The following is a 14679-nucleotide window of genomic DNA, read 5'->3' as shown; positions in this document are numbered from 1 at the left end:
TAAGAAAAAAAATGGAGCGATAAAAGCTCCACTTTTGGTAATTAGCTCCTATTGACCCCAACAATAGAGGCTTTAAGCTGATCAATAGCTTGTTTAGGTGCATAGTGACTAAGCTCTTGTATGCACCTATCGAAAGCAAAAGCGACAGCACCTTTTTTATGATTTCTCGCTAGAACCTCGCATTGAGCAAACAAGTGTTGTGGATTGCCTCCGACTTCAAATGCTGTATGCAACGCTTTACTGGCTTCTAGAACATCGCTTTTTTCTAAAGCTAGACCGTACACGTACCAATAATGCGCATTAGTTTCACCAATTTCTGCGGCGCGTTTAAGTAGCTGTTTCGCATCATCAGCTTTGCCTTGACGTAACAAAGAAAGACCTGCGCTGTATGGTAATGTGCTGGATTTAGGTTGAGCTTTCATCCCTTGTTGTAGCACCGTGAGCGCAGCTTCTTCTTCACCTAGGTGGCGATACAAATCTGCTAGGTTAACGTAGCTATTTTCGAAATAGGGTTCGATACTGATCGCTTGTTTATACAGCTCGGCCGCTTTGTCGATTTCACCTAAGCTGCGGTACACATTCGCCAAATTGGTTCTTCCGAAACCACGATCGGCATTAAACTCTTGAATTTCCATGTACTCTTCTAAAGGCGATTTAATGATATCTTTTTGTAAAGGGGTCATTTGTGCGTAGTTCGCTACCAGCACCGAGGCAGCTTCCGCTCTCACTGAAAGCACCGGGTCACCAAGCAATGGCTCTAGAATCCGCCACCGATCATGAAATTCATAACCAGACGAGCCTGAAATTGCCCCTAATCGAACCATTTCATTCTCATTCTTAACGGCCCTAGCCAAAGATACTGTTGTATTTTGGTCAGTATTGCCCCCCATTCTCTCCAGGGCTGAAGCACGAATAATGTCTTTTAACGACGAATCCTGAGCAGAGTATGCCAACGCATTTGCTGCTCCTTGATGACCAATTGAATCCGCATAAAATGCGACAGCAAAATGTTGCTGATTACGATACTTCGAATTCGGGTACCATTTTGCTATCTGTTCATCGGCCCATTGATTGCTTTTATCTTCATGGCATGACATGCAAACATTGGGCGTTCCAATATGTTTGCTCAAATCCGGTCGTGGAATATGCCAACTGTGGTCTCTACGAGGATCGACTTGCATGTAAGTCGTTTCTGGCATGTGACAAGTCGTACATTGCGATGCTTCAGATCCAGCCTTATGAAAGGTATGCTTTTCAGGTGTATATTCCGATGCAATATGGCATTGCGAACATACTGCCTCTTCTGGGATCGTTAACTCTGCCGTGTGTGGATCATGGCAATTAGTGCACGTGACCCCCTTCTCCGCCATTTCAGATTGAAGAAACGAACCATAAACATAATCTTCGTCGTAAATCTGTCCATCATGATAGTAGAGTTCAGGTGTTATAAGACTTAAGCGATATTTATCAAAAAAGGAACCTTTAACATGATCACCTGTTTCATTTAACTGGGTTCGGCGACTATGGCATTGAGCGCATGTTTGCACTTGATTGGTTGCTTCAATTGATTTCGGCTGTAACGTACTATGGCCTTCCTCAAACACCCAATCCGACACTGCTTTAGACAAATTTCGATCAAAGCCATAATGGCTGTCATGCTCAAAAGACGTGCCAGCATTTTTGTATTTCTTGGCCAGTTCTATGTGCTGACTAGCAGGACCATGGCATGCTTCGCATCCCACATTAATCTCTGACCATGAGCTGTTGTAAGTGTTTTTGTCTGCGTCGTAATTCTTCTTTAGGTTCGTTGAATGGCAATCAGCACACATGAAGTTCCAATTTTGCCCGGTATTGGTCCAATAGAATTCATCCGTTGTTGTCGTTTCTGGATAAAGATGAAACCAACGCTGTCCCCCTTCAACTTTAGCTCTTGTGTCCCAAGCAAAAGGAATAAGCTGCACGCGTCCATCTTCAAACTCGACCATGTACTGCTGTAATGGCTCCCAGCCAAATGTATAGCTGATCTTATAGTCATGCCATTGCCCATCAGCACCTTGAATATTGACCCAAAATTCGTCGCCTTTTTTAAAAAAACGATTAGGCATTCCTTTGTGCGTTACAACATGGTTATCAAAATCACCACGTACAGAGGTTGTACTTGCATGCTTCATGGCCATATCGTGATGTGACCCTTTCCAGGCCGCTACCTCGTTTTGGTGGCAATCTATACAAGCTTGTGTGCCAGCATATTCTGGATTTAAGCCTGAAGGAATATTTGGTTTCTCTATTAATAACTCTTGAGAAAAAGCCATAAAACTGACAACAACGTTGACCAGCAATAAAATACGAAACCGGCCTGCCCACTGACTCATAGATATCCTTATATTTATAATGTACAACCTAAATCAATATAGACACTAAATCACTGGTTATACAAATAATTACAAGCAATACATAACGACTTTAGTATTGCTTTAGGACCGTAAAACAAGCGAGCATCCTATTGTTTTTCATTTCCATCCCCTCTTCTACTACGCAATAAAAATAAGGCTCTTCAGTGATCTAAATCTACTTTACGAATCTCTACAAACTAACAGGACAATCCTATTTCTTCTTAATTAACAAATAGTTACCACCCAGCAATAACTTATGGTTATATCGAGTATAAGAGGATTTTTCTATATACATCATTAACTTATGCAGCAACTAAGCATAAGGCTCACTTGTGCTTATCTTTACTCTCAACAATCTGGAGTTTTTATGGCAAATCAATTGAGCAAAATCGCTGTGGGCGCAGGACTGTTAGCGGCGTCCAGTGCTGCTATGGCAGCCGACAAACCGAATATTCTGGCAATTTTTGGTGACGATATCGGCTACTGGAATATCAGCGCATACAACCAAGGTATGATGAGTTACAAAACGCCAAACATCGACCGTATCGCGAATGAAGGTGCGTTGTTCACAGATCACTACGGACAACAGTCTTGTACTGCTGGTCGCGCTGCCTTTATTACGGGTGAAGAGCCATTTCGTACGGGTTTGTTAACAATTGGTATGCCAGGCTCTGACCACGGCATACCTGATTGGGCGCCAACCATTGCAGACCTGTTAAAAGAACAAGGTTACATGACGGGTCAATTTGGTAAAAACCACTTAGGTGACCAAGATAAGCACTTACCGACAAAACACGGCTTTGACGAATTCTTCGGTAACTTATATCACCTAAACGCAGAAGAAGAACCTGAAACTTATTACTACCCTAAAGACCCAGAGTTTCGTAAAAACTATGGCCCTCGTGGTGTCATTAAGTCTTATGCCGACGGTAAGATTGAAGACACTGGCCCGATGACACGAAAACGTATGGAGCACGCAGATGAAGAGTTCCTAGAGAGCTCTTTGGCATTTATGGAAAAAGCAGTTAAGGCGGATAAACCCTTCTTTATTTGGCATAACGCCACTCGTATGCACGTTTGGACTCGCTTGCAGGAAAAATACCAAGGTAAATCAGGCGTAAGCATTTATGCCGATGGTATGCTGGAACACGATGATCATGTAGGTGTTTTACTCGACAAGCTGGATGAGCTAGGTGTTGCAGACAACACTATCGTTATCTACTCAACGGACAACGGCGCAGAAACCATGACTTGGCCAGATGGTGGCGCAACACCATTCCATGGTGAAAAAGGTACAACTTGGGAAGGCGGTATGCGTGTTCCTCAACTGGTTCGTTGGCCAGGCGTAATTAAGCCAGGAACCAAGATCAATGAAATGATGGCACACCAAGACTGGTTGCCTACATTATTGGCAGCTGCTGGCGTACCTGATGTAAAAGAAAAACTGGCAGAAGGCTACAAAGCAAATGGCAAAGAGTGGCGTGTACATTTAGATGGTTATAACTTCATGCCATACTTTGAAGGTAAGGAAGAAAAAGGCCCTCGTGAGTCGCTGCTTTACTTTACGTCTAATGGTGAATTAAACGCTGTCCGCTGGAATGACTGGAAACTTCACTTTGCAACGCTTGAAGGGAACCTAAGTAACGCAGTTCGTTTTGCTCCGAACTGGCCTAAAATCATCCACCTACGCGCTGACCCATTCGAAAAAGGCCCAAGCGAATCACAAATGTACTTGCGTTGGATGGCTGACAACATGTGGCTATTTGTACCTGTTCAAGACGTTGTGGGAGAGTTCTTTAAAACACTTCCAGAATACCCAATGCAACGTGGCACAGCGATGAACCCTGCTTCACTAAACTACGACTCTCTAAAAATGCAAGAGAAGCTGCAACAACTAGACAAAGTTGAACAAGAAATCAGCAAGTTTAAGTAAACTAAGTTAACGTTAGTTAATCAGTAACATTAATCCAGCAGACCATTCTGCTGGCTTATGTGTATCGCTACATAGGAACTTACTTAAATCGCCTGTTTAGCCTATACAAAGTGGGCATTGTGAGTACAAACTGAAAAACAAAAAAGGAGAGCTAACCTGCTCTCCTTTGTATTTTAACCGTGGATAAACTAAGCCACATTAACCGATTTAGCTAAACTGCTACTTTGGAAAAACTCATCATGCAATGCGCAAATCGCGTGCTGGTATTCCTTATCACCGACAACAAATTGAACATTTACATTTCTCAATGATGAGTGCAGTGCAACTGGCGTAACGCCATTATTCATCAATGCAAGCACACCTTTCGCCAACGTCTTGTTGGTATCAATTTGAGAACCGATGGCTGAGATAAGCGCGACCATACGACCTTTAATCGAGGCATTAGGATAACGTTTCTCGGCTTTATACAATACTTTGTTTAAGCTATCTGTACTGCCACCTAGATAGTAAGTAATAGAGTTAGCGTTCATCTCTTTACCAACCAAACTTACACGAGCATCGGAGATGATTTCCATCAATTCGTAACTAACGTTATCGGCTTTTCCTACCATTGCTTGGTCAAACAAATGCAGTGCAAATACTTTCTCTTTACCTGCGATGATCTCGACTTTGTCTTCTTCTGGGCGGTAGCTTGAAGAGATCAAAGTACCTTCGTGTTCAGGTTCGAATGTATTTTTAATCTGTAGCTCAATACCACTTTCACGCAAACCCGCAGCGGCATTTGGGTGAATCGCTTCCATGCCAAGGTTGGCAAGTTGGTCTGCTACGTCATAGTTTGTACTACCAATTGGTAATACTTTTTCAGGGCCAACAACGCGTGGGTCCGCTGAGCTCAAGTGGTACTCTTTGTGAATTACTGCTAAATCCGCTTTTGTTATTGCTGCAATTCGGCTAAATGTCATCTCACTATAACCTCGGTCATAAGTGTGCATTAGGCCCTCTTTACAGTAAGCATAACCTGTCACGATTGGCAGTTCTTTTGATACATCGATATCAGCAAACGCGTCACTGATCGACTCATCAAGGCTTCTTGGCGCTTGATTATCCCAACCAGACAGGTCAACGAACTTAGCGTTAATACCCATATTTTTTAGTTTTAGTGCTGTGTTGTAAGCACTATGTGCCTCACCGATAGACGAGAGAAACTCTCGAATTTGAGGCAAGTACTGGCGCAACGAAAATTGACCGTACTGACAGGTTTCTAAAATATTCGCGATACAGTTTTTCGCTTCAGCAATGCGGGAGCGAATGAATTTATCCGCACGGATACGATTCATTGGGTCCGCAAAAATATTTTCATTGGTCAGCAACATACGGCTTTCAACGTACGCTAACGCTTCTTCCCATTTGTCGTCGCGTTTCGCGATAAGCTGATAAACGCCTGGTTTACTGGTTTTTTTACACTCAAGCAGCGCATCGGTCATACCACCGTATGCAGATACGACAAAAATACGATTGTATGGTGTTTTGGGACGAAGAATAATATTGTCGAGAACAGCATCAAATGCTGTCATTGATGTACCGCCGATTTTTTCTACGGTAAATGTCATGATAAGCCTTTTTTGATTGGTAACTTTAAAAAGAAAAAAGAAGAGATAGTAAAGTGTGGGGTGGCAAAGCACCCCACCATCATCTTTTAGTCAACGAGAGGATAAACACCGTTTTCATCGTGCACTTCAGCGCCAGTAATCGGTGGGTTAAACACACACGCCATTACCATTTCTTTATTCTTATAAGCTCTCAAGTAGTGCTCATCGTGTTTATCAAGGATGTATAATGTACCTGGTTTGATTGGGTACGTTTCTCCACCTACAACTTCAATCTCACCTTCACCACTCATACAAAACACCGATTCAAGGTGGTTTTGATAGTGAATATGAGTTTCTGTATCTTCATAAATCGTTGTGATGTGGAAAGAGAAACCCATGTTGTCGTCTTTCAACAACATGCGGACACTTTCCCAGTTATCTGAAACAACACGTCGTTCGCTGTTGCGGCATTCATCTAGAGTTCTGACGATCATAATTAAAATCCTTATTAAGATGCTTGTTTGAAATGTTTCGCAGCGATAGTCTCTACTGCATTTTCAAAGATGCTTAGTCCTTGATCTAGCTCTGATTCGCTGATGGTTAGTGGACAAAAGAACTTCACAACTTCATCGTCTGGACCCGCTGTCTCTATCACCATTCCATTCTCGAAACAGTTTTTCGCAATTTCAGATGCCATGTCGCCATTGATACATTCAATACCAACCATCATGCCGCGGCCTTTTTTCTGCACAAACATTTGTGGAAAGCGACGAACACAACGGTCAATAACAGCACTTACCTTGTCTGAACACTGCTTGATGTGTGTTTCAAAATCATCGTTTGCCCAGTAAATTTCTAGTGCTTTTGCAGCAGTAATAAAGGCGTGATTATTGCCACGGAACGTACCGTTATGCTCGCCTGGCTTCCACTGGTCAAGCTCAGGCTTAAGTAATACGACAGCCATCGGCAAACCGTAACCACCGATCGACTTCGATAGCGTCACGATATCCGGTTGGATACCAGACGGCTCGAAACTAAAGAAAGTACCGGTACGTCCACAACCTGCTTGAATGTCATCGACAATCACAAGAATGTCATTGGCTTTACAGATTTTGCTCAAACGTTGTAACCACTCGTTTGAAGCAGCATTTAAACCACCTTCACCCTGCACAGTTTCAAGAAGTACAGCGGCTGGTTTATCCATACCTGCAGAGTTATCATTTAGCATGGTTTCGAACAGCGCAAGACCATCTACGCCAGCGTAACCTTCAAATGGAATACGAGTGACGTTACTTAGACTAGAACCGTTACCTTGTCTGTGATGCTGGTTACCCGTTGCAGCCAGTGCGCCAGCAGTACAACCATGGAAACCGTTAGTAAACGCAACGACGCTGTCGCGGCCTTTTACTTTTTTAGCCAGCTTCAATGCCGCCTCAACAGCGTTAGTACCTGTTGGGCCCGTAAACTGAACCTTGTAATCCAAGTTTCTTGGTTTAAGGATGTAAGTATCCAACGCTTCCAGAAACGATGCTTTCGCTTCTGAGTGCATATCCAAACCGTGAGTAATACCGTCCATTTCAATGTACTCAAGCAACGCTTGTTTTAGTACTGGATTGTTATGGCCGTAATTTAGAGATCCCGCTCCAGCAAGGAAGTCTAAGTATCGTTCACCTTGTTCTGTTTCTAGCCAGCAGCCTTTCGCTTTACGAAAAACGACCGGGAAATTGTTTGAATATGAGCGTACGTTGGATTCCTGCTTTTTGAAAATATCCATGATGAGACCGTTTTTAATTCCTATTGTTTGAGGATTATTTGAGAGGAATGCGATACAAATATTCTGTATCGTGTTTGCCTTTAAAGTGGGCTTCTTCATCCAAAAATGTGCTTACTTGGCCAGAATTGCCGTTCATCGCATCTAACTTTTTGAACAGTGCCCAAGAGGCTTTATTATCTTCCGTGATGGTAGTTTCTACCGATTTAACACCGCCTAATTCCTCTCGGGTGAGAAGTTCTTTCAACATGCGGAATGCTAAACCATGACCTCTAAAGCGAGGTGAGACTGCAACTTGCCAGACAAATAAAACGTCTTGCTCGTCTGGTTTCTGATAACCGGAAATGAAACCTGCGATTTCGCCTTTTTGCTCAACCAAAATACTGGTTTTGCTGAAATGCGTAGACTGTAGGAAATTGCAATAAGATGAGTTCATGTCCAATGGAGGACAGTCTGCAATCAAGCTGTAAATGTCGTCACCATCAGAGATTTTAGGCTCACGAAAAATCCATTTTTTACTTGAGTCTTCTCCAATCTCTGGATAAAGGACCCAAGGTGCTGATGTGATCATGTGAAAATACATATCCTTTGAGGTCTAATTAAATTTCCTTTTTATTATGGGCATCCCTCGCGACTAAAAATCAAATAATCCGCCTTTTTATCGGTATTTTTGTGATTCAAATCACAAAAATAAACCTATTAACCAAAAGTTAAAATAGTTCGAGGTCTAATTTATTAAATAGTCACCTAAATGCACAGTACAAAAAACAACCAGAATAAGACCGTTTTCCATGCTGTTCATTTCTCAGAGAAAAATAGAAATCCAAAAAAAAGCGGCATGCTTTCGCATACCGCTTTTATCAATAATTTAACTGCTGATACTAGTTATTTTGATTTCTTAGAAACCGCCTTTGGACGAGGTTCATCCATCAAACCTTTTATCAAAGATACCGTTGCAACAAGTAAAACAATAGTAAACGGTAAACCAGTCGTCACCGCCATTGCTTGAGCAGCAGCTAGACCACCACCCAACATCAATGCAATCGCAACCAAACCTTCAAACGTACACCAGAACACGCGTTGTGGCGTTGGTGCATCGACCTTACCGCCCGCAGCAATAGTATCAATAACCAGTGATCCTGAGTCAGAAGAGGTAATGAAGAACACCACGACTAAGATAATGCCGACAAAAGATGTTATCTCAGCCAATGGCATAACATCTAACATGGCAAAAAGTTTTAAAGGTAGTTCTGCGTTAAACACCGCCTCGTAGCCATCATTAACGTATTGGCTAATTGCGTTACCGCCAAAAGCCGTCATCCATAACACACAAACTGAAGATGGGATAAGAATAACGCAAATAATAAACTCACGAACTGAACGACCGCGAGACACACGTGCGATGAACATACCCACAAATGGTGACCAAGAAATCCACCACGCCCAGTAAAACGCCGTCCAGCCTTGAGAGTAATTCACATCCTCTCGTCCAAATGGCATAGATAAGGCAGGGATATTAGCCACATAGGAAACGATGTTCTCGAAGAAACCAGTTAAAATCGCAATCGTCGGGCCAACAACAATAACAAATAGCAATAGCAGCGCTGCAAGACCCATGTTGATTTCAGATAAGATTTTCACGCCCTTATCGAGTCCAGCCACAACAGAGATTAAAGCGAGCGCAGTAATACCAATAATCAATATAACCTGCGTGGTATTGGTCATTGGGACATCAAACAGGAAGTTCAAACCCGTTGCGGCTTGAGACGCACCGTAGCCTAGCGATGTTGCTAAACCAAAAACCGTCGCTACCACTGCAAGAATATCGATAATATGACCAGTCCAACCCCATACACGCTCACCAAACAAAGGGTAAAAAATTGAGCGCATGGTGAGTGGCAAACCTTTGTTAAATGAAAAGATAGCCAGTCCAAGAGCCAAGAGCGCGTATATTGACCACGGATGAAGTGCCCAGTGGTAAATCGTCGCAGCCATCCCTAATGCCGAAGCTGCAGTTGCATCACCCTCTGCACCACCTAGCGGTGCCCAGTCAGTACGTACACCATTCTCAACGCTCACGCCACCAATCGCAGAACTAAAATGGGACATCGGTTCTGATACACCGAAGAATACGAGACCAATGCCCATACCTGCAGCAAATAGCATTGCCAACCATCCGGCATAGGAGTAATCCGGTGTTGCTTCAGTACCACCGATTCGCACACGGCCCAATGGTGTGAAGATCAATCCGACACAGACAATGACAAAAATATTACCTGAAGCGAGAAAAAACCAGTCTAAATTGTGTAACAAACCCGCTCGTAGGTCTGCAAAAAACGGCTCTACCTGTTCTCGGAATAATAGTGTTATCACAACAAACATGACGATTGCTAAGCCAGAAATTGCAAAAACACGGTTGTGAATATCAAGGCCAAATGGGCCTACCTTTAGCGCAACGTTATCCTGACCAATTTGATAGTCAGTATCTATTGCGTTTACTTTTCCATCGGTGCGTTGAATGCCACCGTTATTATCGGTGCTCACGGATAATCTCCTTAAAAATACGTGACCAAGTTTAAATTACTTTCGTCGGAGTTCGAGTAATGAAACGTCTTCATCACTACCAAGCACATGTTCATAAAACATTGTTCTTATAAGCGGTTACTCAATCCGCCATCATAATCTTAAAGCCCCCTATCTCTCATTGCATTTTATTGTTTTCACCATAAATAACGCCTATTGCCAAACCGAAGATATTGGCATGTTTCGATTAAAGTGATACTGCAGTTGTGCTTGAAACAGCTCCGCAGTTGCTAACGCATCCGTCAGGGCATGGTGAGGTTGATAAGCAGGGAGGCCATATCTTTCACGAGCGTGCCCTAATCGTACAGAACCGGGTTTCTTGCCTTTCAACTTATTGATAAAACCTCTGCATTCACGGCGTTGTATCGCATACTCAATATCTAACGTATCAACAACAGGAAACTGTATCCCCTCTCCGATGCTATTTAGCAAGGCGTTATTAAAGAACTGCCTTTCAATGTTCTTGTAGTGAACAAGTACCACTTTGCCTGACAACGCATCCAATATTTCACCCAAGATCTGAGACAGCTGCGGCGCGTTTTTAACCTCAGAGTCAGTGATACCGTGAATAATGACAGACTCGTGGTTTAACCCTCTGTTTGGGTTAACGACCCAATGAGCAGAACCATTACATTGAACACGATCAATAGTGAACGGCACAAGTCCGATCGTGAGAATGACATCCTCTTCCGAGTTCAATCCTGTTGTCTCAAAGTCTACCGAGACAAATGGCACTTGTTCAATTGGTGTTTTCCCATTAACCATCGGTGTTGAATAGTAGCGTTTGAGCCTCTCGTCTTTCGCTTCTTTAGCGAGTTGTTTGAACAACATTGACCACTCTGGCGTCTGGGATGTATCCAACAACGGCTGTTCTTTTTCTACTTTTTTTGAGAACCACATTATTTGCTACTTCTCTGGTATCGAAACTTAATGAAGTTCTGAGCGTTACTTAGAATTTGAAATGCTGCTTTTAAGTTTCGACGTTCAAATTCAGACATGTTCTCCGGCTCAATATTGTTGTCTGGCTCTTCTCCATTTTCTATATCAAGGGCTTGGTGACGAATTCGAACCATGTAGATTAGCTCCATCGCATCCCTTAAATCCAAACCTCGACCTTTCGGTAAAATGCCAGCATCATTAATGTCATCTAAACGGTCGAAAGAGTTTTGCGATCGCGAACCGATTGCCAGAGAATGCACCCGTATTAAATCGGCCAACGGAGCCGTCCCCCTTCGCTTCAAGTTAATCGAGTTGCGATGACGACCATCTTTCTCCATCACAAAGTCTTTGAAAAAGCCCAGTGGAGGCGTCCTACGTATTGCGTTATACGCCATACAAGCAAGAAAGCGGTTATTTCTTTTCGCTCGTCTCACAATAAAGCTGCTTAATTGCTCCGCCCATTTCACTCGCCCATGCACACCGAGGAGATCAAAAAAGATATTACTATTTAACAATCTCTCAGGGGTTGGATTGTCTATCCAGTTTCCAAAGCATTCTTCCCATTCTGCACGAGTTTTTCGCCATTCTGGGTTGGTAGCCATAATGTCTCCAGTACAATAAGCATAGCCGCATGCCGCTAAACCATCACAAACAAATTTAGCAAACTTTTCAAAGTACTCTCCGTGAATCTCAACGTCATAACTGTTATCGAGAATAAGGGCGTTATCTTGATCCGTTACAATTAGCTGCTCATCCCTCGCCATTGAACCCATTGCGACTAAACAATAAGGAATGGGCGCTGGGCCGAACTCTTGCTCAGCTAATTCAGCGAGGCGTTGTTTGAAACTACTGCCTATAACCGACATGGCTCGACCAATCATGTGCGCGTTGGCATCTTCATTGACCATTCTTACGAAACAGTCTTTTACTTGTTCAGAAACCTGCTTGAGATCCTCGACACTGGTTTGCTGAAAAATAGAGCTCACTAGCAATAGGCTGTTCTGAGATTCGTAACGAACGATGTCCGTCATGCCAATAATTCCTATCGGCTTTTTATCTTTTAAAATTGGTAAATGATGCACGTTGTAACGCAACATGGTTAACATGGCCTCAAACACATAGGCGTTATAATCCAATGAAACCACGTCATAACTCATGACCTCACTCACTGAAATATTGGTATCAATACCTTGAGCTAGTACGCGAATGCAAAGATCGCGATCAGTCAATATTCCAAGCAGCTGTTCATCATCTTCTTCTGTGAGCTCCTCTGTCGGGCGAATAATGAGCAGAGAGGTGACATTTTCCTCTGCCATTAGTATCGCAGCTTCCTGAATTGAAGCCGTTGCCTCCAGAGTTACTGGATCTCTTGCTAAGATTTTACGTGCCTTAGCGGTGGTAAAGTCATTGCTTTCGGAGCGGCTAGATATTGCGCTTCGCAAACGCGCGCTATCTTCCAGTTCCATGTAGTCCGCAAAGTTTTCAAACTCATCACAAAGTTCATTGAAGATGTTTTCCGGAATACAGTAAACGAGAGTGTCTTCTATCGCTTTGGCTGGCATACGTACGCGGTTGTTCATCAACAACCCCATCTGACCAAACAGTCCACCAGCATCAATCCTGTTGTAAAGTTCACCTTTACGTCGATAAATCTCTACCGCCCCACTTCTCACCATATACAAGTCGCGGATCGTATCTCCGAAGTTAAGAATTTTTGTTCCTTGCCGAAAGTATGCAACCTCGGCATTGAGAGCAATTTTTCTAAGCTGCTCTTCAGGTAGGTCATCAAAAGGTGGGTACTGGCTAATGAAATTGAGCACTTCTAACTGTTCGGCTTCCATTTTTTATTCCATACGTTGCCTAAACTACAGCGATAAATATCACCCTGAGTGAAATCAAGCAATAAATAAATCTAAGGATAACAGTACCTAACCGATTTCACAGGACCAAGCCTTAACCAAAAATTAGAGCTCTAACCTTTTTATATGTAGAGTTCTAAGCTATCACAGCTTATATCTATGCAAGCGAGTTGAGTTGAAATGTACAAAAAAATTCAAAATAAATTCAACCCTACGTCAGGGCAACGTTATGGCGGATAAAAACACATCACAAGCAATTGTTTTAAATATAAAAAATAAGAATTGAACATACCTTGCTCAACGAATTCTCTATGCACGGCAGAACTAGTTAACCAACCCCCTTTCGTTGAAAGTTGAACTAAAATTAATTAGAGTACAAATCGTTAAACAGTTATAAACACACGAAAAAGGACAGATAACATGGATCCCATACTGGAAGTTAAGGGACTGTATAAAGTGTTTGGAGAAGACCCAGATAGAGCCTTCTCGCTTATCGACAAAGGCGTCGATAAAGACGGTATTTTTGAACAGACAGGTTTAACAGTCGGCGTAAACGATGTATCTCTCACCATAAATGAAGGGGAAATTTTCGTAATCATGGGCCTTTCTGGCTCCGGGAAATCCACCCTTGTTCGACTTCTTAACCGGCTCATTGAGCCGACTAAAGGTAGTGTTTATCTCAAAGGAAGAGATATCGCCCACATCTCCGAGAATGAACTTCGAGAAGTTCGTCGTAATAATATCTCAATGGTGTTTCAAAGTTTCGCACTCATGCCACACATGACGGTGATTGAAAATGCCGCCTTTGGTTTAGAACTTGCCGGCATCGATGTTAATGAGCGTCAGAAAAGTGCCCTTTCCGCCTTAGAAAGAGTGGGTTTAGACCCTTATGCAGAATCTTTCCCTGACGAATTATCCGGTGGTATGAAACAGCGCGTTGGTTTAGCGAGAGCGTTAGCCTGTGATCCTGACATCCTATTAATGGACGAGGCGTTTTCCGCTTTAGACCCATTGATCCGTTCTGAGATGCAAGATGAGCTTATTCGTCTACAGAACGATGACAAACGCACAATTGTCTTCATTTCTCATGATTTGGATGAAGCAATGCGCATTGGCGACCGTATCGCCATCATGCAAAACGGTGAGGTTGTTCAGGTTGGTACACCTGATGAAATATTACACAGTCCAGCAAATGATTATGTCGAAGCGTTTTTCCGCGGCGTAAACATCGCAAGTGTCTTGACAGCAAAAGATATCGCGCGCAAGAAGCCAGCGGCTGTTTTTAAGAAATCGGAAAATGACGGTCCAGGCTCTGCGATGCAGATTCTGATGGATCACGACCGTGATTACGGTATTGTCGTCGATAAATCTAGCCGATATTCCGGCATCGTATCTCTTGATTCACTACGTTTGGCTCATAAAGAAAACCGTTCGTTAGCCAGTGCTCAATTACCGGATGAAGTTACTCTTCAGCCTGATCAGTCAATTAATGACATTTTGGGTCTGGTTGCTGGTGTTCCTTATGCCGTGCCTGTCGTAGATGAGCAAGGAACTTACTTTGGTGTCGTGACTAAATCACGTCTTCTACAAACACTAGATAAGGATTAACACG

Annotated in this window: 10 protein-coding genes; 2 read left to right on the top strand and 8 right to left on the bottom strand. The window is 42.9% G+C overall.

Annotated elements, in window-relative coordinates; all coding sequences use genetic code 11:
- Positions 1-41: 41 nt before the first annotated feature.
- Positions 42-2372 (bottom strand): tetratricopeptide repeat protein, encoded by a 2331-nt coding sequence (locus R7E42_RS00930; RefSeq protein WP_318071294.1) that lies wholly within the window; start codon positions 2370-2372, stop codon positions 42-44.
- Between the two features lie 388 nt (positions 2373-2760).
- Here R7E42_RS00930 and R7E42_RS00925 point away from each other — a divergent pair, with 388 nt between their 5' ends.
- A complete protein-coding gene (locus R7E42_RS00925; RefSeq protein ID WP_005377767.1) occupies positions 2761-4326 on the top strand; it encodes an arylsulfatase in 1566 nt (521 codons plus the stop codon).
- 188 nt (positions 4327-4514) lie between these two features.
- On the opposite strand, the gene R7E42_RS00920 is transcribed toward R7E42_RS00925, so the two are convergent.
- From R7E42_RS00920 to R7E42_RS00890, 7 genes are all read right to left on the bottom strand, one after another.
- Entirely contained in the window at positions 4515-5936 is a 1422-nt protein-coding gene (locus R7E42_RS00920) for an aspartate kinase (protein ID WP_005377768.1), read from the bottom strand.
- An 86-nt stretch (positions 5937-6022) separates the two neighbouring features.
- Positions 6023-6409, bottom strand: coding sequence for an ectoine synthase (locus R7E42_RS00915; RefSeq protein WP_005377769.1), 387 nt, complete (start codon positions 6407-6409; stop codon positions 6023-6025).
- A gap of 14 nt (positions 6410-6423) precedes the next feature.
- Positions 6424-7689, bottom strand: a complete 1266-nt coding sequence (gene ectB / locus R7E42_RS00910; RefSeq protein ID WP_017820939.1) for a diaminobutyrate--2-oxoglutarate transaminase — start codon at positions 7687-7689, stop codon at positions 6424-6426.
- Positions 7690-7723: 34 nt separating this feature from the next.
- On the bottom strand, positions 7724-8257 hold the full coding sequence (ectA, locus tag R7E42_RS00905; protein WP_005393379.1) for a diaminobutyrate acetyltransferase: 534 nt from the start codon (positions 8255-8257) through the stop codon (positions 7724-7726).
- Between the two features lie 314 nt (positions 8258-8571).
- Positions 8572-10230 (bottom strand): BCCT family transporter, encoded by a 1659-nt coding sequence (locus R7E42_RS00900; protein ID WP_318072265.1) that lies wholly within the window; start codon positions 10228-10230, stop codon positions 8572-8574.
- Positions 10231-10422: 192 nt separating this feature from the next.
- A complete protein-coding gene (locus R7E42_RS00895) occupies positions 10423-11169 on the bottom strand; it encodes a 3'-5' exonuclease (RefSeq protein WP_318072264.1) in 747 nt (248 codons plus the stop codon).
- Positions 11169-13049, bottom strand: a complete 1881-nt coding sequence (locus tag R7E42_RS00890; RefSeq protein ID WP_132936624.1) for a DUF294 nucleotidyltransferase-like domain-containing protein — start codon at positions 13047-13049, stop codon at positions 11169-11171. Before R7E42_RS00890 ends, R7E42_RS00895 begins: the two co-directional genes overlap by 1 nt.
- Before the next feature lie 438 nt (positions 13050-13487).
- Here R7E42_RS00890 and proV point away from each other — a divergent pair, with 438 nt between their 5' ends.
- Positions 13488-14675 carry a glycine betaine/L-proline ABC transporter ATP-binding protein ProV gene (proV, locus tag R7E42_RS00885; RefSeq protein WP_258497300.1) on the top strand — a complete coding sequence of 396 codons (1188 nt, stop codon included), beginning with the start codon at positions 13488-13490 and terminating at the stop codon, positions 14673-14675.
- The last annotated feature ends 4 nt before the right edge of the window (positions 14676-14679 follow it).

The organism is Vibrio sp. Vb1337, assembly GCF_033338715.1.
Taxonomy (GTDB): domain Bacteria; phylum Pseudomonadota; class Gammaproteobacteria; order Enterobacterales; family Vibrionaceae; genus Vibrio; species Vibrio alginolyticus.
Note: the sequence above shows the minus strand (reverse complement) of the source record. Positions and strands in the feature narration are given on the sequence as shown.

Bases quoted from the DNA above. Each gene is read 5' to 3' on its own strand.
- R7E42_RS00930 (WP_318071294.1), bottom strand. From the start codon at position 2,372: ATGAGTCAGTGGGCAGGCCGGTTTCGTATTTTATTGCTGGTCAACGTT.
- R7E42_RS00925 (WP_005377767.1), top strand. From the start codon at position 2,761: ATGGCAAATCAATTGAGCAAAATCGCTGTGGGCGCAGGACTGTTAGCG.
- R7E42_RS00920 (WP_005377768.1), bottom strand. From the start codon at position 5,936: ATGACATTTACCGTAGAAAAAATCGGCGGTACATCAATGACAGCATTT.
- R7E42_RS00915 (WP_005377769.1), bottom strand. From the start codon at position 6,409: ATGATCGTCAGAACTCTAGATGAATGCCGCAACAGCGAACGACGTGTT.
- ectB (WP_017820939.1), bottom strand. From the start codon at position 7,689: ATGGATATTTTCAAAAAGCAGGAATCCAACGTACGCTCATATTCAAAC.
- ectA (WP_005393379.1), bottom strand. From the start codon at position 8,257: ATGATCACATCAGCACCTTGGGTCCTTTATCCAGAGATTGGAGAAGAC.
- R7E42_RS00895 (WP_318072264.1), bottom strand. From the start codon at position 11,169: ATGTGGTTCTCAAAAAAAGTAGAAAAAGAACAGCCGTTGTTGGATACA.
- R7E42_RS00890 (WP_132936624.1), bottom strand. From the start codon at position 13,049: ATGGAAGCCGAACAGTTAGAAGTGCTCAATTTCATTAGCCAGTACCCA.
- proV (WP_258497300.1), top strand. From the start codon at position 13,488: ATGGATCCCATACTGGAAGTTAAGGGACTGTATAAAGTGTTTGGAGAA.